General features: G+C 51.6%; 15 protein-coding genes, 4 tRNA genes and 1 pseudogene. 1 reads left to right on the top strand and 19 read right to left on the bottom strand.

All coding sequences use genetic code 11. The annotated features are described in order from the left end of the window. Positions 1-24: 24 nt before the first annotated feature. From nusG to ettA, 16 genes and pseudogenes are all read right to left on the bottom strand, one after another. Positions 25-585 (bottom strand): transcription termination/antitermination protein NusG, encoded by a 561-nt coding sequence (gene nusG / locus IPQ00_03680; protein ID MBL0239659.1) that lies wholly within the window; start codon positions 583-585, stop codon positions 25-27. A gap of 19 nt (positions 586-604) precedes the next feature. Next, the gene (gene secE, locus IPQ00_03675) at positions 605-847 is read right to left on the bottom strand and encodes a preprotein translocase subunit SecE (protein MBL0239658.1); all 243 of its coding nucleotides are present in this window, start codon (positions 845-847) and stop codon (positions 605-607) included. Between the two features lie 24 nt (positions 848-871). Continuing rightward, positions 872-947: transfer RNA gene (locus IPQ00_03670), tRNA-Trp, on the bottom strand. An 84-nt stretch (positions 948-1,031) separates the two neighbouring features. Further along, the gene (rpmG, locus tag IPQ00_03665; protein ID MBL0239657.1) at positions 1,032-1,184 is read right to left on the bottom strand and encodes a 50S ribosomal protein L33; all 153 of its coding nucleotides are present in this window, start codon (positions 1,182-1,184) and stop codon (positions 1,032-1,034) included. Positions 1,185-1,254: 70 nt separating this feature from the next. Beyond that, the gene (tuf, locus tag IPQ00_03660; GenBank protein ID MBL0239656.1) at positions 1,255-2,442 is read right to left on the bottom strand and encodes an elongation factor Tu; all 1,188 of its coding nucleotides are present in this window, start codon (positions 2,440-2,442) and stop codon (positions 1,255-1,257) included. A 45-nt stretch (positions 2,443-2,487) separates the two neighbouring features. Next, positions 2,488-2,562: transfer RNA gene (locus IPQ00_03655), tRNA-Thr, on the bottom strand. A gap of 17 nt (positions 2,563-2,579) precedes the next feature. Then, positions 2,580-2,655, bottom strand: a tRNA-Gly gene (locus tag IPQ00_03650). 45 nt (positions 2,656-2,700) lie between these two features. After that, positions 2,701-2,788 (bottom strand) — tRNA-Tyr (locus IPQ00_03645). A 107-nt stretch (positions 2,789-2,895) separates the two neighbouring features. Next, complete coding sequence (gene xerD, locus IPQ00_03640) at positions 2,896-3,783, bottom strand: site-specific tyrosine recombinase XerD (GenBank protein ID MBL0239655.1); 888 nt, start codon at positions 3,781-3,783, stop codon at positions 2,896-2,898. A 21-nt stretch (positions 3,784-3,804) separates the two neighbouring features. Beyond that, a complete protein-coding gene (locus IPQ00_03635) occupies positions 3,805-5,565 on the bottom strand; it encodes a DUF4173 domain-containing protein (GenBank protein MBL0239654.1) in 1,761 nt (586 codons plus the stop codon). Between the two features lie 301 nt (positions 5,566-5,866). Next, entirely contained in the window at positions 5,867-6,247 is a 381-nt protein-coding gene (locus IPQ00_03630; GenBank protein MBL0239653.1) for a transcriptional regulator, read from the bottom strand. Between the two features lie 102 nt (positions 6,248-6,349). Beyond that, positions 6,350-6,973, bottom strand: a complete 624-nt coding sequence (locus tag IPQ00_03625; GenBank protein ID MBL0239652.1) for a hypothetical protein — start codon at positions 6,971-6,973, stop codon at positions 6,350-6,352. 128 nt (positions 6,974-7,101) lie between these two features. Further along, entirely contained in the window at positions 7,102-8,136 is a 1,035-nt protein-coding gene (cydB, locus tag IPQ00_03620) for a cytochrome d ubiquinol oxidase subunit II (GenBank protein ID MBL0239651.1), read from the bottom strand. Between the two features lie 13 nt (positions 8,137-8,149). Beyond that, the gene (locus IPQ00_03615; protein MBL0239650.1) at positions 8,150-9,508 is read right to left on the bottom strand and encodes a cytochrome ubiquinol oxidase subunit I; all 1,359 of its coding nucleotides are present in this window, start codon (positions 9,506-9,508) and stop codon (positions 8,150-8,152) included. A gap of 412 nt (positions 9,509-9,920) precedes the next feature. Next, positions 9,921-10,763 carry a hypothetical protein gene (locus IPQ00_03610; GenBank protein ID MBL0239649.1) on the bottom strand — a complete coding sequence of 281 codons (843 nt, stop codon included), beginning with the start codon at positions 10,761-10,763 and terminating at the stop codon, positions 9,921-9,923. 33 nt (positions 10,764-10,796) lie between these two features. Next, positions 10,797-12,483, bottom strand: a pseudogene (ettA, locus tag IPQ00_03605) (energy-dependent translational throttle protein EttA). A gap of 144 nt (positions 12,484-12,627) precedes the next feature. Here ettA and IPQ00_03600 point away from each other — a divergent pair. Further along, positions 12,628-14,439 (top strand): SLC13 family permease, encoded by a 1,812-nt coding sequence (locus IPQ00_03600; protein ID MBL0239648.1) that lies wholly within the window; start codon positions 12,628-12,630, stop codon positions 14,437-14,439. 78 nt (positions 14,440-14,517) lie between these two features. Here IPQ00_03600 and IPQ00_03595 read toward each other — a convergent pair whose 3' ends face one another. From IPQ00_03595 to IPQ00_03585, 3 genes are all read right to left on the bottom strand, one after another. Further along, a complete protein-coding gene (locus tag IPQ00_03595; GenBank protein ID MBL0239647.1) occupies positions 14,518-15,090 on the bottom strand; it encodes a hypothetical protein in 573 nt (190 codons plus the stop codon). A 14-nt stretch (positions 15,091-15,104) separates the two neighbouring features. Next, positions 15,105-16,217, bottom strand: coding sequence for an o-succinylbenzoate synthase (menC, locus tag IPQ00_03590; GenBank protein MBL0239646.1), 1,113 nt, complete (start codon positions 16,215-16,217; stop codon positions 15,105-15,107). 558 nt (positions 16,218-16,775) lie between these two features. After that, a complete protein-coding gene (locus tag IPQ00_03585) occupies positions 16,776-18,500 on the bottom strand; it encodes a hypothetical protein (protein ID MBL0239645.1) in 1,725 nt (574 codons plus the stop codon). Positions 18,501-18,641: the final 141 nt, after the last annotated feature.

Raw genomic sequence — 18,641 nt, 5'->3', positions numbered from 1 at the left:
ACATCCGTACAGGAATGTCCTCATCTATTCTTCTTCTGCAAAAGTAACCTTTTCGACTTCGAGGAAGCTAAGTTCGTATGGAGTCGATCGTCCAAAGATCGTTATCGACACCTTCAAGGTAGCCTTGTCCTCATTGACCTCTTCGACCTTGCCGGTAAAGCTGGCAAACGGGCCGGATTTGATCCTGACGACCTCACCAACCTCATACGAAAACTTCGGCTTCGGCTTTTCGGTCGCGACATCTATATTGTGGAGGATCTGATCGACCTCCAATTGGGTCAGCGGTGTCGGAGCTTTGCCGCCCAGAAATCCGGTGACTTTCGGCGTCGCTTTGATCACGTGAAATACGTTGTCAGGGATCTTGCCCTTTTCGTCACACTCGATCTGAACCAGCACATAACCGGGATAGAACATTCGTTCAGAGACATATTCCTTGTTGCCACGCATCTCGACGACTTTTTCTTTTGGTAATAGAACGCCCGTGATCTGCTCGGCGAGTTCCATATCGCGAATGCGTGCCTCCAGACTCTCGCGAACCTTGTTCTCGTGCCCGGAATATGTGTGGATAAAAAACCACTGATTCATCTCAGATATCCTTTATGTACTAAACGCCGGCAAGTTTATTTACCAGCCAAGTCAACCCTTCGAGAAGATATGTCCAGCCGTGATCGACGAGGAAGAGATACGCCGCAAAAAATAACACGCTCACGATCACGATGATCGTGGTGTTCTTGATATCTTCGGATGCCGGAAACGACGTTTTGTCGAGTTCAGCCCGCGTATGCTTGACGAAATCGCCAATGCCCTCTTTATGTTTTCCTTCGATCGGAGCTACAGCTTCTGACACATTAATTCTCCCAATAAAATTCAATGGCAGGGGTACCAGGACTCGAACCCGGACCTAAGGTTTTGGAGACCTCCATGCTAACCATTGACACCATACCCCTATAAAATAGTCCAAAAGTATAGAGCGGAAAGTGGAAAGTGAAGAAATTCGCCCTCACTTTCCACTATCAACCTTCCACGTTGAACTACTTATTCTCTCTGTGCAGCGTATGGCAACGGCAACGGCGGCAGAACTTTTTGAACTCCAGCCTGTTCGGCGTGTTCTTTTTGTTCTTGGTCGTCGCGTAGTTGCGTTCTTTGCACTCAGTGCACTGCAAAATAATATTATCTCTCGGCATTTCCTTGTCCTTCGTCGTTTGCCCTTGGCCCTCAGCAAATCGCCAAGGGCCGTGGGTTTTCGACTAATTGTTATTCCACGATATCCGAAACGGTACCGGCACCGACCGTGCGGCCACCTTCGCGAATAGCGAAGCGGAGGCCCTTTTCCATTGCGATCGGAGCGATCAGCGTGATCTCCATCTGGATGTTGTCACCCGGCATCACCATCTCGACTCCGGCCGGAAGGTCTGCAACGCCGGTCACGTCCGTTGTTCTGAAGTAGAACTGCGGGCGATATCCCGTAAAGAACGGGGTGTGGCGTCCGCCTTCTTCTTTGGTGAGGACGTATGCCTCAGCCTTGAACTTCGTGTGCGGTGTGATGGAACCCGGCTTGGCGATTACCTGTCCGCGTTCGATCTCCTTTCGCTCAACTCCGCGGAGCAGCAGTCCGACGTTGTCGCCTGCCATTCCGCTGTCGAGAAGCTTCTTGAACATCTCAACGCCGGTCACGACCGAATTCCTCGTATCCTTGATACCGACGATCTCGACCGGTTCGTTGACGTTGATCTGTCCACGCTCGATTCGGCCCGTTGCCACTGTTCCACGACCCTGGATCGTAAAGATGTCTTCCACAGGCATCAGGAACGGCTTGTCCGTCTCGCGGGCAGGTGTCGGGATAAAATCATCTACCGCCTGCATCAACTCGTCGATCTTTGCTTCCCACGCCGGGTCGCCTTCGAGTGCCTTAAGTGCTGAACCCTGAATGATCGGTGTGTCGTCGCCCGGGAATTCATAGCTTGTCAGCAGCTCGCGGATCTCCATGTCGACCAGCTCGAGCATTTCTTCGTCGTCGACCATGTCAACTTTGTTCATGAACACGACCATCGTCGGGATACCGACCTGGCGTCCCAACAGGATGTGCTCACGGGTCTGAGGCATAGGGCCGTCAGTCGCTGCAACCACAAGGATAGCTCCGTCCATCTGTGCCGCTCCCGTGATCATGTTCTTAACATAATCAGCGTGGCCCGGACAGTCGACGTGGGCGTAGTGACGATTGGCCGTCTCATACTCCACGTGCGAAGTAGCAATTGTAATTCCTCGTGCCTTCTCCTCAGGTGCATTGTCGATCGAATCGAACGAGCGAAACGTCATCTTTGCATTGTGCTTCGACATCACTTTCGTGATCGCTGCCGTCAATGTCGTCTTGCCGTGATCCACGTGTCCGATCGTTCCAATGTTTACGTGCGGCTTGCTGCGGTCAAATTTTTCCTTACTCATCTCTTTAGTCGTCCTCTTTTAATAATCCAATAAAACAGTAGAGCCTGGAGCCCAAGGCGGGATTCGAACCCGCGACCTCATCCTTACCAAGGATGCGCTCTACCCCTGAGCTACTTGGGCCCATTCGTAAAAACTTTTGGAGCGGGAGACGAGACTCGAACTCGCGACATTCAGCTTGGAAGGCTGACGCTCTACCAACTGAGCTACTCCCGCCCGCTCCAATTGAATCCTCTTAAGAGGCTTCAATTCTATAACTAATGGTGCATGGGGTAGGATTTGAACCTACGTAGGAAATTAATCCGTCGGGTTTACAGCCCGATGCCTTTGACCGCTCGACCACCCATGCAAAACCTTTTCTTGTCACAGCCAACGGCTATTTGAGCCAATTAGCAAATTTCCAATGATAGCGGAGACTTTGACACTATGCAAGCGCGAAAGTGCTTGTTTTTCGCGCTATTTGGCGCGCGAGCGTGGATGGAAGCGTTCGTAGTTTCGTTTGAGCTGGGCGCTGGTGATGTGTGTGTAGATCTGCGTCGTCGAAATGTCGGCGTGCCCGAGCATTTGTTGCACGGAGCGGATATCCGCATTATTTTGTACCAGATGTGTGGCAAACGAATGCCTCAATGTGTGCGGTGATACGCCGACAAAACCGCATTTTTCGGCGTAGCTCTTGATCACAAGATGGATCGCCTGACGTGTGAGCGGCGAACCGTTAAGGTTGATAAAGAGTCGATCAATATCAATATTTTCGATCTTTCGCCGAGCTGCAATGTATGTTTTGACCCATTCGATCGCACTCGATCCGACCGGAACCCTTCGCGTTTTTGACCCTTTCCCCGTGCAAGTCAAAATGCCTCCGTCCAAATCGAGGTCCTGCAATTTCAGATCAACCACCTCGGATACACGCAACCCACACGCGTACATCAACTCCAGTAACGCTCGGTCCCGGAGCCCTGTCGGGGTCGACACATCCGGAAATTCCAACAGTGTCTCTATCTCGTTTTGATTAAGAAATCGCGGCAGATAGAATCCCTTTTGAGGTGCAGCCAAGTCTTCGGCAGGATTTTTCGTGACGTGTCCCTCGAACATCAGGAACTTATAGAAACCACGAACGGCACTGATCATTCGCCGCTTGGAGTTCTCAGACAATTTCACTGCCCCGAGATCGATCAGCCATTCACGCAGATCGCGGCGGTCCAAGTGCAAAAGGTCGTGCCCGTTCTTGTCCGCCCACTCGCTCAGACGCGACAGATCATTCTCGTAACTCGCGATCGAGTTTGCCGCCAAGCCCTTTTCGACCCGACAGTAACTTAAATATTCACGGACAAGGTCACGTTTCACCGGATGATTTTACCATTGAAATCACTCTGGGGGCGAGGTGGCGGGTTTATCGTTTTTGAAGCTCTCGTCACAACCATCGGTTTGATGCAGCATCGGGTCGTTTGCGACCAAGAGTCTATAGGCGTTGCCGCTCGAACGGTTATACGACCGGACGTCGAACGATTTACCGAGTTGTCGATAGCGATAATGAAGTCCGGAGCCTACCTCACAACGATCATCGAGCGACATCAGCGACAAGTTTTCCAACAACACCGGGATCGCATCATCGCTAAGACTTGAGTTGTAAAAGGCATCAAAGTCTCGCCCCTGCTGCATTAGTGCTATGTTCGTCTTAACGATAAATGCGTCCGGATTCAGTATGTGTGTCGCACCGAGTATTAAGAATGCTGACCAAAGTGCTCCCCAGGCGAAATGCTGTCTGGCTCCGCGAAGCACCGTTGCTGCGAACCATACGAATACGATCGCCAGCCAGATCATAAAGATCATCGGGTACAATCTAACGGTTGTCATACCGTAGCCGAGGTTGCCAGTTAATAACACAAGTCGCTGAACGGCCGACGCCATTATCACGAAGAGAAGAGCGATCTGGATGCCCGCAAGCACCCGAAATAGCTTAATTGCCGCCGAGCTTTCCTTCTTCAAAAGCCAATGAGAAACTAGCAGCATCGGCAGGACAAGGGCCGCGACCGTGACGAGTTCGCCAAAACCTCTTCGAGCGTATTCCGCAAGCTTGAAATCCGGAGTATTCTGCACCATTTCCATACCACCAAAAAGGTACGGGACCTGAAAGATAACAAAGCTGATAAAGAGCAGGTTGACAAGACCGAGTATCACGCCGACCTCGACCGGGCCGAGCGTAAATCCGGGGACGATCGAGTTATCGATATTCGCCCAGGACCATGCAGGTTGTTTTGGTCCGGCAGCTTCAGACGCCTCCGACTGTAGTTCTCCCGCCGCGTGCTCATCTGTCGTGTTTATATGTTCGACCACCGTTTTACCGTCCGGCAAAACGACCGGGTACTCACCTGATTCGGCACGAAAACGGTCAACCTTGCTTTCGCTTCGCGCCGATGCCGCGGGCTGTAAGATCGAAAGCGAGGTTTCCGGGGCGGCTGCTACTCCCGCAAAAAGAGCTCCGCGAAAATAGCCCGCTGTTAGCCAGGTGAATAGAGTGAACATTATCCCGTGCGAAAATAGTGTGGTGAGGTCGACATTGAGCGTGGTGCGAACCCATCCGTCATAGACTGCGTCCGCCGCCATAAACAGAGCTCCGAAAATAAGAATGAGCGGGGCCGCGATCAATACGCCGCGCGCTACAGATACAAAGTATTTTTTTCGGCCGTCGATCTGCAGGTCGTTCCAACTGATATCGCTACCCAGCAAAACGCCGGTCGCGAAAAACGCGTTAATGCCCGCCCACAGCACACCGATCACATATTGGAAAACGCCCGCCACCCTGGCCGGGATCTTTAGGGTAGGCAAAAACATTACGCCAAGGATCGTGATGATGGCAAACGTATCAGCAATTCGCAACTCGGTCGCATCACGCCAGACGAACATCGATGCAAAGAACACCTGTGCCCCGAGCAGTGCATAAGTTTGAGCCGTAAGCCGCTCAGGTGCGTGACGGCGAAGCAATAGGAACAGGCTCGCGGCGAACGCGAGATTAAAAAGTAATACGTTCAAGCCCCAGGGCGTCTGCCGCAGGAGAACGTCGCCAAGTATCCCTAGGACAACTGCAACCTGGATGATCGCCAGGCCCGATCTAGTACGTTTGTTCATCTTTTTCTAAAGCCATTGCGAGCTTTGTTAATGAAATACCAACTTATAAAGCCGAAGATAATTGCGGCGAGCGGAAAGGCGATTGCCCCGATCAGCATTCCAAACGAGCGGTAAGCTGCTGCATCCTCCCTCGTGAGATTCAGCCAGATCAGCCGTACTGTGTACCAGGTAAAAAAAAGACAAGGCGGGACGAAGGCGAGGCCGCAGATCGCGAATAGGACGCTGTTTATTCTTGGTGTAGTTGTTTCCATTAGCGTATATGCATTCGTCAGTGTCGCGGATCATTCCGAAACACCGATCGCTACCGTTCGCGGCTCTTACCTTTCGTCGATTTAATAAGAGCTTCCATATGATCGAGATATCGTTCGAGGGCCCTACGGCCGTCACTCGTTATTGCGTATTCGGTCAGCGGGATGCGGCCGCGGAACGATTTTTCTAGTGTGACGTAGCCGGCCTCTTCGAGTTTGCGGGCGTGGACGCTGATGTTACCGTCACTTGTCGCGAGCAGGTTTTTTAGCTCGGTAAAGCTCAACTTGTCATTTGCCGCCAAGGCGCTAATGATGCCGAGCCGCATTCGTTCGTGAATGACCTTATCGAGGTCGTTCGAAACATCTCCGGCGGCCTTTTCGATCCGCAGCCCCTGAGGTCCGTCATTATTTTTCAACGCTAAATTCTTTGCCATATCTTTCCGTCTCATCGCAGGCAGCCTGCCTGCACCGCCACTTTCGGCGTAATAGGAGCTACTGATTCTCACGCTTTCGAATGTGCGGCGCGCGTTTCAGAACTATCCCCCGTAACGCCTAGCGATGATCGCCCCAAAAACAATATGTAGCAGGCCAAAGCTAGCTCCCATCATTAAGTTTCCGTAACTCGTCGGCAGAACGAACGCGACCGCACCCATAACGATAAAGCACCAGCCCATCATCGGCACGACCCGAACCGAAAACGCTCCTCCGCAGACAACCGCCGCTCCGTACGCGAGCATACTGACGGGAGCCATTTCGTAGTAATGTCCAAAACGCCAGAGCCCTAGAACAATAATCACGCCGACGATCAGCGGAGGCGCAAAACTCATCGCGAACTTTTTCGCCGGTGCCGACAGAAGTGATGTCTTGTCAATCCTCGATTTTTGCCACATTGCCAGCAATCCGATCGAAAAACCAAGTCCTGCCTCAACAAACCAAGTCCAAAGCGAGTCAACCAAATAGACCTGCGTACCGGCAATATACGCGGCGACAAGCGCCGTAGCCCCCATAAGCATTCCGCCATAGCCCGGAACTGCCGTGAAGGCGGTCGAGCGTTCCATCGCTTCGCGAATATAGGCGAGATTGTCTATCGCTCGGTCACTGATATTAACGGTGCCGCTCGCAGGCGTTTTGTCGACCGATATAGCTTTTAGTTTTGCCATAGTAGACGCAGAATATTCCAAGTAGTTGCATCTGTCAAGTACTTTATATAATAAAGTACTAATGCGATCAAAAAAAAGAGCGGCCCAAGCGGACCGCCCTTTTAGTGACGATGGAGCCTTACTTGCTCTCAATGCGTATCATCCATAGCGACTTTGCCCTTGAATGTGCGGAAGAGAAATGTGAAATAGCCGAGGGCGATGATGATGCCGATCGGCCACCATATTAATCCAACGGTCAGGCCGTAATTGCCCGCCTTGGAGTTCATTATCGTGAGACTGTGCTGAGGGTCGATCGCCGGCAACACATTGGGGTACAGGCCGTAAACGGCACCGCCTAGCATCATCGCGAGGTAAACGGACGATGCAAGGAACGCAAACTTGTCATTGCCTTTTCCGCTAAAGTATTTCATTGCCCCGAGCGACGCGGCTACCAGTAACGGGATCAGCCAACCGATCGGCAAGGCGTAATAATTATCAAGTATTTCGGGCCGAACGTACATAACTGCCACGAGACTGCAAATTGTAACGAGAACGAGTACGTACCATCCGAGCGACACCACCCGGCGGGCCCGCTCGTTCATTTCGTTCTCGGTTTTGAGAGCGACGTAATTTGCACCGTGAACTGCGAGTGCCACGAAGGCGACGACGCCTGAAAGGACTGTGAACCAATCGAGAATACCGGTCGAACCGGTCGTACTCCAATCGGTAAAGAGCGGTTCAAAGAAATAACCCGTAGCGTCCAGAGGGACACCGCGTATCACATTGCCGAGGGCTGCACCAAAGAATATTGCGAGCAGAATGCTGGCCATTGAAAATATAAAATCCCAAAAACTCGTCCACAAAGGATTGTCGAGTTGATGCCGCAGTTCGATCCCGGCGGCACGCAATATCAGCAGCCACAGGACCATAATCAGCGGCAGATAAAACCCACTGAAACCGGCCGCATAGAGCTGCGGAAAAGCGAAGTAGAGTGTGCCGCCGGTAGCGAGCAGCCAAACCTCGTTGCCGTCCCACACCGGGCCGATCGAGCGAATGACCGCGGCACGCTCGCGCTCATCGCGGCCGACAAAAAAGTGTATGATCCCGGCGCCGATGTCAAAACCGTCGAGGATGACGTAGCAGACCAACATAAAAGCAACGATCATGAACCAAATGGTTTCCATTTCCCCTTCCTCCTTAGTAGCCGGCCGATCCGGCTTCAGCCTTAGCGGTTGTGCCCAATTCGTCGACTCCGTGTTCGATCCGGCGAAGGATCAGAAATATGTATAGCAATGACAGGATCGTGTACATACCGAGAAAACCCAGTAGCGTAAAGAGAACATTTCCCGATGAGACCAACGGTGAATGGCCGTGTTCGGTGCGGAAAAGCCCATAAACCAGCCACGGTTGCCGACCGAGTTCCGCAACCATCCAACCGACGGTATTCGCGATGAAAGGCAGCGGAAAACTGAGCATCAGTATCCACAACAGCCAATTCGCATCAAAGAGCCAACCGCGCCACATCCAAAACGCTGACAGCACCATCACCCCGATAAATAGAGTGCCTAGGCCGACCATTATGTGAAAGCTGTAATACAGCAGAGGAATATTGTCCGGATGCTGGTCTTTAGGAAACTCGTTGAGGCCGCGGACCTTTGCATCCCAGCTTTGGTAAGTGATGAAGCTGAGCATATTTGGGATATGGATCGCATTATCGAGGCGTTGCTTTTCCATATCCGGTTGGCCGATCAGCACGAGCGGTGCTCCGTGTTGGGTGTCAAACAATCCCTCCATAGCGGCGAGCGTGACCGGTTGGTGCTCGGCGATCATTCTGCCCTGCAGATCGCCTGACGGAAACAGCATCCAGATACTCGCCACCACACCTGCTGTAACACCAACTTTTAGAAACATCTTGCCGTATTCGGCCTTTTTCTTAGAAAGAATGTAAAAGGCTCCGAGGGCGGACACCGCGAATGCTCCAACGACCAGAGCTCCGCCCATATTGTGCATATACTCATAGACCGCCCATTTGTTTAGCAAAAGTGCCCAGAAATCAGTAAGTTGGACCGAACCGTCGGGAGCGATCTCGTAACCGACCGGATGCTGCATCCAGGCATTGGTCGCGATTATAAACCAACCCGAGAGCCAGGTGCCGCAAAATAGCAGAAACGCCGCAAGCCAATGCCCGGCCTGGCCAAGTCGCTTTTCGCCAAATAGAAATAAACCGATAAACGCTGATTCGAGAAAGAACGCAAATGTCCCTTCCATCGCGAGTGTCTGGCCGATAACGCCGCCCGCAAATTTGGAGAACGCGGCCCAATTCGTGCCGAACTGAAACTCCATCGGTATGCCGGTCACGACTCCGAATAGAAAAGTAATGCCGAATATCTTTCCCCAAAACCGGGCTACCTCATTCCACTTTTCGTCCTTTTTATAAATAGCGAGTGTCTTAAAAATAACGATAAGCGGAGCGAGGCCCATCGTCAGCATCGGAAATAGATAGTGATATGTGATCGTGAATGTAAACTGTATTCGATCGAGAAAATTAGCTTCCATTTTTGCCCTCCAATCCTTTAATTGAGCAACCCGCGTGCCTAAAGTCGATTGAATGTGAAAAAGTCGGTGACGAACCTCGGTTGATCAGCATTTAATTTGCCGTACGAAGATAGTGTTCTTATTTTACCAATTTTAGAAGGCGTATGCAGGTAAGGAACGAGCGCGAATTATTTCGCATTTTGCTGATCTTGGAATGCTCGAATTTCCGCGTCCGGGGACTCGGTCGAGATCGAAGTATGCGACCCCGGACGAGCGTCTTTAGCGAAAGCTAAGCGAGAAGGAATTGTAAAGGGATGGTGGCCGCAGCACGGAACTTATCCGATGTTATCGGTTCATTGGCCGAAAGATATTATCGGAAGATCACCGAAAACACATTGCATTGTCGATGACTGCCAGAACCAGTCTAAAGCGACTACTTTTTAGCATTAGCTTTAGCTTTTGCGTTGACGATATCGGCCATATTCTCGATCGGCGGTGAGTTTGGGTCGGCAACGCTAAATGTCAGACGCTTTCCCTGCATCAAAAATGACGTGCCATTCCACTTATAACTCGAGCGGCTAAAGTGAGTCGGGCAACAGAGTTGTTCGATGTCATCACCGATCTTGCCGGTCTCGGTCTCGCCGAGCACGAATCGGTCCTGGCCGTAGAGCTCGATAACAAACAATCCGTTTTCAACTCGCAGATCTTTCAACCCGCCGTCGGCCCGGTCGCCCGTACGAAATGTCCAGATCAGATCCGGTTTTTCGTCTTTCCACGAATAGACGTAGACGACTTGCGGAATCGCCGACCCGGCAGTTTCGATCTTAAGTATAACGAGGGCTTCGTCCACACCATCGTTATTTACGTCCAGGAATTTTGTGGTAACGTACGTCATTCCAATACGTCGTTCGGCCTTAGCGACCATTCGCTGCTCGTCTGTCGGTTCGGCACCGACGTCTACAACGACGGGTTGTCGCCGGCCATTGACCAACGTGATGTCGCTGCCGTCCGGGTTTTGCCAACCTCGCGGAAGCGGATATGAGAAGTTTTTAAAATCAAACTTGCCGAGTGGCGATTCGGTAGTCTTGTTGCGGCCGTCCAGAAGTTCGGCCCGAAGATCCGGGATCGCGGGCTTTGGTGTGGGCTGTGGGCTCGGTTCCGGCGTTTGGGCGGCTGTCGCGGCATCCGGTTGGGCCTTAGGTGCCTCGACATTTGACGCGCAGGATGTACCCCACGCGGCCAGACAAAGACATAAACAATAAAAGCTTAGCTTCATTCAACTTTGGCTCGTTCGACGCGGCCCGCCATATCAGGCACGCGTCAAATTCCGGTACTTGATCCGGTGCGGTTGATCGGCATCGTGGCCGAGACGGCGTTTACGGTCCGCTTCGTACTCGCTGTAATTGCCGTCAAAATACTCAACGTGGCTGTCACCCTCAAAGGCGAGGATGTGCGTCGCAATGCGATCCAGAAACCAACGGTCATGACTTATTACGACCGCGCAGCCCGCAAAGTTTTCGAGGGCTTCCTCGAGAGCTCGCATTGTGTTGACGTCGATATCGTTGGTCGGCTCATCAAGTAGCAGGACATTTGCACCGGTCTTGAGCATTTTCGCAAGATGCACGCGGTTGCGTTCGCCGCCTGAGAGCTGGCCGACAAACTTTTGTTGATCGGCACCGGAGAAATTAAATTTTGAGACGTATGTCCTGGCGTTCATCACACGTGTCCCAAGGGTTACGTTGTCCAGCCCGTCGGATATTTCGTCAAAGACGTTCTTTTCGGCATTTAGGCTGTCGCGTGACTGATCGACGTAGCCAAGTTTGACGGTCTCACCAACCTTAAAGGTCCCGGAATCGGGCGTTTCCTGACCCGTGATCAGGCGAAACAATGTTGTTTTACCCGCACCATTCGGGCCGATGACGCCGACAATACCGCCTTTCGGCAAGGTGAATTCGAGATTTTCAAACAAAACCGTGTCGCCATACGCCTTTGATACCTTGTGAGCCTCAATGACCACGTCACCAAGCCGCGGGCCCGGCGGAATGTATATTTCGAGGTCATCTGCGTGTTTCTCTGACTCGCTTGCCACCATCGCCTCGTAGTCATTAATACGGGCCTTGGACTTGGCGTGTCGGCCCTTCGGCGACATTCGGATCCATTCCAATTCACGCTCGAGCGTTTTTTGCAGCTTGTCTTCCTTTCGCTCTTCCTGAGCGAGCCGAGTGCTCTTTTGTTCAAGCCACGACGAATAATTCCCTTCGTACGGGATTCCTTGGCCGCGGTCGAGTTCGAGGATCCATCCGGCAATGTTGTCGAGGAAATATCGATCGTGCGTCACGGCAATGATCGTTCCCTCGTACTTTTGCAAGTGCATTTCGAGCCAGCCCACGCTTTCGGCGTCGAGATGGTTGGTCGGTTCGTCGAGCAGAAGGATATCCGGCTTTTGCAGCAGCAGACGGCACAGAGCAACGCGGCTTTTCACCGCCCGACAGATTTTTGACGATCGTGTCCGCCGGAGGACAGCGAAGTGCTTCCATCGCCATCTCAAGCCTCGAGTCCAGGTCCCAGGCGTCAGCGTGATCGAGTGCTTCCTGCACCTCGCCCTGACGCTCGATCAATGCGTTCATCGCATCATCGTCCATCGGTTCGGCAAATTTGCCATTGATCTCCTCAAATTCCTTAAGAAGATCGACCGTAGATTGGACGGCTTCTTCGACGATCTGCTGGACCGTTTTTGATTCATCCAGATTCGGTTCCTGTTGGAGATAGCCGACAGAATAACCTTTCGAAAACACGATCTCGCCGTTAAAATCCTTGTCCGTTCCCGCGATTATGCGCAGCAGCGAGGATTTACCCGCTCCATTCAGCCCGAGGACGCCGATCTTCGCTCCGTAAAAGAACGAGAGATAGATGTCCTTGAGGACCGCCTTTTTGTCGTATAACTTTGATACCTTGACCATCGAAAAGATGATCTTATTTGTTTCCGGATTGCTCATATTTTGATCGTCGTAACAGAACGATTCGACTGAAAAAGTCAAAACCTAGATTGTAGCGTAAATTGCGATGCAGTAAAAGAACGCGGCTATGATTGCCGACTTTGATTACTTCAATCGCGAACGTATAATCGTGTATTTGGGGCAATGACCTACCAACTCGAAATTACTCTCATCATCCTCGCCGTCTCGCTGGTGCTCTTCATTACCGACCTGATAGCGCCCGACCTCGTGGCATTGCTTGTAGTCGTGGCACTCGGGATCACGGGGGTTCTGACGCCGCAAGAGGCGTTTTCCGGTTTTAGCCGATCGGCCGTCATCACGATCCTCGCAATATTTATACTCGCGGCCGCCCTGCAGCGAACCGGCGTGACCGAACAGGTCGGCAATCTCCTGCTCAAATTCGGGGGCAAGAGTGAGTTGCGGCTTACGGTATTGGTAATGCTGGCATCCGCGTTTCTATCGCTGTTTATGAACAACATCGCCGCGGCCGCCGTTCTGCTCCCGGCGGTATCGGGTTCGGCCAAAAAGGCGTCGGTGCGGACATCAAAATTGATGATGCCGCTCGCCTTCGGCACGATTCTCGGCGGCACGGCGACGCTGCTCACGACCGCCAATATCATCATCAATTCAGTTCTCCACGATAACAATATCGAAGGCTTTAGCCTGATGGATTTTGCTCCGATCGGGATACCGATCGTACTGGTCGGCATCGCCTATATGGTGTTCGTCGGAAGACGTCTGCTGCCCGGCGAATCAATGATCGAAAAGTCGATGGCTCCCAATCGGGAAGAGGCAAACGACCTCATCTCCGCCTATAACCTCGGCGCAAACCTGTTCCGGGCTAAAGTGCCGGATAATTCAGTTCTGATCGGCAAATCGCTGAACGAAAGCGCTCTCCGGCAGGATTTCGGAGTCAGCGTAGTCGGGATCGAGCGCCGCAAAAAGCGCCTCTTGGCACTGACGCCCGAAACCGAAATAGAAAAAGGCGACACGCTCCTGCTCGAGGGAAATGAATCCGATTTTCGAAATCGTGATGTTGAGCCGCTAATGGAATTTGTGCCGAAAGCTCAGTGGACCGAGCACGACCTCGAATCGCGAACGGTAGAAGTCGTCGAGGCGATGCTCAGTCCGCGTTCGCGGTTGATCGGCGAAACGCTGCAGTCGACCCATTTTCGTGACAAATACGGCGTCTCAGTGCTAGCGATATGGCGCGGCACTCACCAGATCGTAGTGGACCTTGCCAATGTCCAACTGGCATTTGGCGATGCTCTGCTGCTGCAGGGAACGCGAGACCGCTTGGCGGTGCTGGCCGGCGACCCTGACATTATTTTATTTATCGATGGACCGGAACGCGAGATCACGGTTCCCGGCAAGGGCCGTGCGGCCCTGATGATCTTTGTGGCCACATTGATCCTGGCCATCGCGTTTCCGGATATCGTCGGAGCAGTGATGCTGGGCGGAGCTCTGATGATGATGCTGACCCGCATCCTGACGACCGATCAAGCGTATAGCTCGATCAGTTGGAGAACGATCTTTCTGGTCGCCGGTATGCTGCCGATGGGCGTCGCACTTACTAAGTCCAATGCCGCCGCTCTAATGGCTCAGCAGATCGTGTCCACCCTCGGCGACAGCGGCCCTATGCTGCTGCTCGCGGGGCTATTCATCACGACCGTTGCACTTGTGCAAGTGATCAATGGAGCCGTGGTCGCTGCGATAGTCGGCCCGATGGCGATAAACATCGCTTTGCAAATGCACACCGACCCGCGAGCAATGGCAATGGGAGTTGCCCTTGCAACCTCAATGGCATTCATTACGCCGCTCGGCCATCCGGTCAATGTCCTCGTTATGAGCCCCGGCGGTTATAATTTTCGAGATTTTGTAAAAGTAGGATTGCCGCTGACAGTGATCCTATTTTTCGTTGTAATGCTGTTGATGCCGATCTTCTGGCCAATGTAAGTGCTTCCAACAGCAACTCTTAAGATCCACCAAAACTAACCATCGAAAAGATGATCTTGTTTGGTTCTGAATTGCCCATTATTTATTGTCTTTTAACCACTTCGTCCACCAACGTTGCAGTACTTTCCGATTCTTTGCTTCTGAAACGTAATTGAAATACGCGTAGATGCCGTTAGTTTTCCACTCTTCGCTGTATTTCGCGGAAAGCATTTCTTTCATTAGTTTTTCCCAACGCAAATCGTCGCCCCCCGCGATGATACGGAGCAATATGAAAACGGCGGTGTCGCCTATCGCGTAGTGTTGCCAGTGCGGGACTGAATACCTCGGGTCGGGTATCTTCCGCTTATCGGAAATCCGTTCAATAAGACACGGAATTGCACTGTTGCCCTTAGAGATTAGAGCTTCGTAGATCGGATCGGTAATCGTTGGATCTTTGGTCGGTAATATCTTTATGTCTGCCAATCGATCGCAAAGTTGAAGTGCGGATAAACGGGCAATCTCAATCGGAATTGGTGGTTTCGTTGGTTCCGGCTCCGGCGTCGGTTGAGATTCCGGCTGCAGAGATGGCCTACTATTATTCTCTGCAAGGGAATATCCACAGCTAAGCGCCGAGACCACAAACACAGCAACCATTAAAGCGACTAACTTCATAATAAATGCTCGACTCAGCTCAATTTGACCCGTCGGACTGCCAATTTTTCTATTTTCTCCCGCCTAATTTCAAATCCAATCCCCGGCGCATCAGACGCGGTGATCGTTCCGTTCGCCGAAACCTCGACCGCCGGTTCGATGATATCTTCGTGCCAGTAGCGTTTTGAGGCGGAGACGTCGCCGGGCATTGTGTAGCCGGCGAGGGTTGAGATGGCGACGTTGTGGGCGCGGCCGATACCGCTCTCGAGCATACCGCCGCACCAGACGGGCATTCCGGCTTCGCGGCAGACTTTTTCGACGAGCTTTGACTGCGTGTGGCCGCCGACTCGGCCGTTTTTGAGATTGATGATCTTGCCGGAACCGAGTTCGATGGCTTTGCGTGCGTCGTCAGGTGATTTGATGGGTTCGTCGAGGCAGATCGGAGTTTTTAATTGTGCCTGCAATTTTGCGTGATCGACGATGTCGTCGTACCCAAGTGGCTGCTCGAGCATCATCAGGTTAAATTCGTCGAGGCTCTTGAGCAGATCGATATCCGCGAGCGTGTATGCCGAGTTCGCATCGCCCATCAACAAAATATCGCCAAATTCCGCACGGACGGCCTTGATCACATCATAATCCCAACGCGGACTGATCTTGATCTTGATGCGTTTGTAGCCCGCGTCGACTTCGACTCGGATCTTTTCTAAAAGCTGGGCAACCGAGTCTTGAATACCGATCGACACGCCACATTCGATGGTTTGATTGACGCCGCCGAGATGCCGCCAGAGCGGGACTCCGAGCTTTTTTGCTTCGAGGTCCCAGCAGGCCGTTTCGATACCGGACTTTGCCATTCGATGCCCGCGAACCCATTTCATAAGGTTCCAGACGTCTGCCGCCGACTCAACTTCGTTGCCGACCACCAACGGCGCAAGTATCTTCTCGGCCGTGACCCAAGCGGAATCAGTCCATTCATCCGAATATCCCGGCGACTCGCCGCAAGTGACCTCACCCCAACCCTCTCCGCCTTCCGCATCTTCGACACGGACCAAAATGATACGGCGTTCATACGTTCGGCCAAAGCTTGTCTCAAAAAAATGGACCATCGGAAGATTGATCTCGATAAGTTCGACGTTTTTGATCTTTAACATAGCCGGAAAGCTACTAGGTTAGTGATTGCCGCGGGAAAATGCAATCGTAAGTTTTAGAGCATCCAAAGACCCCTTAAATCATGCCCCCCCTAATTTCCTCTGAAAATCGACGAGAACTAATTTCGTTTCTCAAGAATGTGAAAGTCTTCGTACTCAAATGCCACTTAATCAATACTGTGCGAACCCGAGACAAATAATGGATGAAGTTCAGCGGCGAGAATTCACCCACTAATAAAATTAGGCCCCATTTGAGCACGATTATACCTTCCGCGACATTCACCTGTAGCCGACGAATGCCGGACAAAATGCGTTGAATAAAGCGCTTTCAAGTACTCACAATCGAGACAATCAGCGAAGCAATTGGCTTAAATTAATATGTGCGATCTATCGAGTTTAAGTCTAGGAAAGCCGCCTAAACTCGCGTGAGGATTCTACAGTTAATGATGGGCGTTTCTATAGGCAAGCGAATGCCTACCACACCTGAATGAAATTCGAGAAATTAGTCTCAGTATATGACGTCTAAGAACCAACACCGAGCATCCGAGCCAGAACACTTGATTACAAATCTTTTTTTTGTTTATTCAGGGTTTCGAACGTCTTCTTAGCGTCAACATATTTTTTTAGACTCGATTCAAGAAGGCCAAGCTTTAGTCTGACGCGGCTGCGACGCGAGCTTAAGTTATTGAGTGAACTTGAAATGCTCGATTCGTCGAAATCCAGCAATTCGGCGGACATCGGTACATAGTCCATCCACGGGGCCCAGTCCTTATCGTTCTCGAAATCAGGATTGTCGCCATCGGCCTTGTTTATGAACTTCACGGCGTTGCGAAACATCGCTTCGGATTCGGTCGGCCTAACTTTGAAGTAGAGTTCAGCGAGTATTCGGTAAAACCGAGCCGCATCCTTGTCCGCCTGCTCGATAGAGCCTATCTCTTTCTGCAACTCATCCAGGTTTTCCACATAAAACTGGTCAGTGCCCGAAGGCATTAACTTCCTGGCAATACGCAATCGCAGCTCCGAGCGTATCACCTTCGGAGTCCGGTCGATGATACGGTAGGCCGTAGCCATGTCTTTTGCATCCACCGATACGATAACCGCTTCAAAAGCTGCACCGATCCGCCAGTCATTCCAAACGACTGGGGCCACTGCTTTAAGGTCATCCCCGTCAATTCCGTCGAGCAGCGACATTATCTCGGAATATTTCTTCTCATTTTCGAGTCGTGACAGTGCATCGCGCCAATACCGGACCTTGAGGATCTTATCATTCGTGACTTTCGCCGCCCGCACTAACTCGTCTACACTGTTTGGCTGATCGACGTTTGTTTCCCCGCGGGCCAACGCCTGGTACGTTTCGGATATGTACGGAATGCATGTCTGGATGTTCTGTCTGAAGGTAATCGAAAGCCCCGGCCAATATTCGTCAACTCGAGAAACTATCGACGGAGCAAAGTTCGCGATCCAACAGCGAACCGGTCGTTCGGATTCGTCGATCGCGGCGGCCGCGACGTGATCGGCATATCTTGAGAGCAAGTCTTTCTTAAGTGACTCTGAGAACCCCTTCGGGCCATACACGTCAAACATGTACTTGGCGATGTTGGCCTCAAACAGGATTGCCGTGTGCGAGAAGTTCCCACGTGCCTTCACCATAGCTCGACTATAGAGAACACCAGACTTAGACGGATCTAGAATATTCAGTTCTGCGATCAATTGCGGCAACGCTCCGGCAAATCCATATTTGAGCGAATCGATGCCACACGCCAACGCAATGTCCGGTTTTATCGAGATTATCTGAAGCCCGAGAGCGACATATAGCTCCGCCATTTCCGGATCTTCTTTTCCCCCTTGCACGTTCGAATCATTATCAACTACCTTTGCGATCTGCACGACTAGTTCTTGAGTGAGTTTCTCATCGAGCTTACTTAGTATCTCGACGGTCCTTTGGGCGAGTTTGACTTTCTTTGCGATGTCAGCCTTGTCGTCAGAGCGTAACCCGCTAAGCAATTTGTCCACCGCCTTCTTAAAATAAACTCGGGCCTCACTTTCATCTGCCTTCCACCAGATCTTCGCAAGCGTAGCAAAATAGAGCGACCGCTCATTTTCAGAAACGGCCGACGACTCGCTGACAATCTCTTTCGAAAGGCCGTCTACGCGTGTCTTCCACTTAAGAAACTGTACTTGAGCTAGTTCTCTATTCGTCGATTGTGCAGAAAGGTCGCCAGGGGAAACAAATATAGCAAGTAAGAGTGCACTCAGAAAGACATAATCTCGAATTTTCCATTTCATTTTGAAACCTTCCCCGCCAATATCATAGCTACGTCTGGCAAATGCTAGTCCCCAAATTTCGTAAGTCAAACGTCACCGAGTATACCTAAAAATTATACGCCTAGTGATCTTCGCAATGTAAATCTCCAGCGATTTACTCCC

It is taken from the genome of Chloracidobacterium sp. (assembly GCA_016720705.1).
Classification (GTDB): Bacteria; Acidobacteriota; Blastocatellia; order Pyrinomonadales; family Pyrinomonadaceae; genus OLB17.
Note: the sequence above shows the minus strand (reverse complement) of the source record. Positions and strands in the feature narration are given on the sequence as shown.

What these genes read in the sequence shown, in the direction of transcription:
- nusG (MBL0239659.1), bottom strand. Translation starts at nt 585, where the DNA reads ATGAATCAGTGGTTTTTTATCCACACATATTCCGGGCACGAGAACAAG.
- rpmG (MBL0239657.1), bottom strand. Translation starts at nt 1,184, where the DNA reads ATGCCGAGAGATAATATTATTTTGCAGTGCACTGAGTGCAAAGAACGC.
- tuf (MBL0239656.1), bottom strand. Translation starts at nt 2,442, where the DNA reads ATGAGTAAGGAAAAATTTGACCGCAGCAAGCCGCACGTAAACATTGGA.
- IPQ00_03635 (MBL0239654.1), bottom strand. Translation starts at nt 5,565, where the DNA reads ATGAACAAACGTACTAGATCGGGCCTGGCGATCATCCAGGTTGCAGTT.
- IPQ00_03630 (MBL0239653.1), bottom strand. Translation starts at nt 6,247, where the DNA reads ATGGCAAAGAATTTAGCGTTGAAAAATAATGACGGACCTCAGGGGCTG.
- IPQ00_03625 (MBL0239652.1), bottom strand. Translation starts at nt 6,973, where the DNA reads ATGGCAAAACTAAAAGCTATATCGGTCGACAAAACGCCTGCGAGCGGC.
- cydB (MBL0239651.1), bottom strand. Translation starts at nt 8,136, where the DNA reads ATGGAAACCATTTGGTTCATGATCGTTGCTTTTATGTTGGTCTGCTAC.
- IPQ00_03615 (MBL0239650.1), bottom strand. Translation starts at nt 9,508, where the DNA reads ATGGAAGCTAATTTTCTCGATCGAATACAGTTTACATTCACGATCACA.
- IPQ00_03610 (MBL0239649.1), bottom strand. Translation starts at nt 10,763, where the DNA reads ATGAAGCTAAGCTTTTATTGTTTATGTCTTTGTCTGGCCGCGTGGGGT.
- IPQ00_03600 (MBL0239648.1), top strand. Translation starts at nt 12,628, where the DNA reads ATGACCTACCAACTCGAAATTACTCTCATCATCCTCGCCGTCTCGCTG.
- IPQ00_03595 (MBL0239647.1), bottom strand. Translation starts at nt 15,090, where the DNA reads ATGAAGTTAGTCGCTTTAATGGTTGCTGTGTTTGTGGTCTCGGCGCTT.
- menC (MBL0239646.1), bottom strand. Translation starts at nt 16,217, where the DNA reads ATGTTAAAGATCAAAAACGTCGAACTTATCGAGATCAATCTTCCGATG.
- IPQ00_03585 (MBL0239645.1), bottom strand. Translation starts at nt 18,500, where the DNA reads ATGAAATGGAAAATTCGAGATTATGTCTTTCTGAGTGCACTCTTACTT.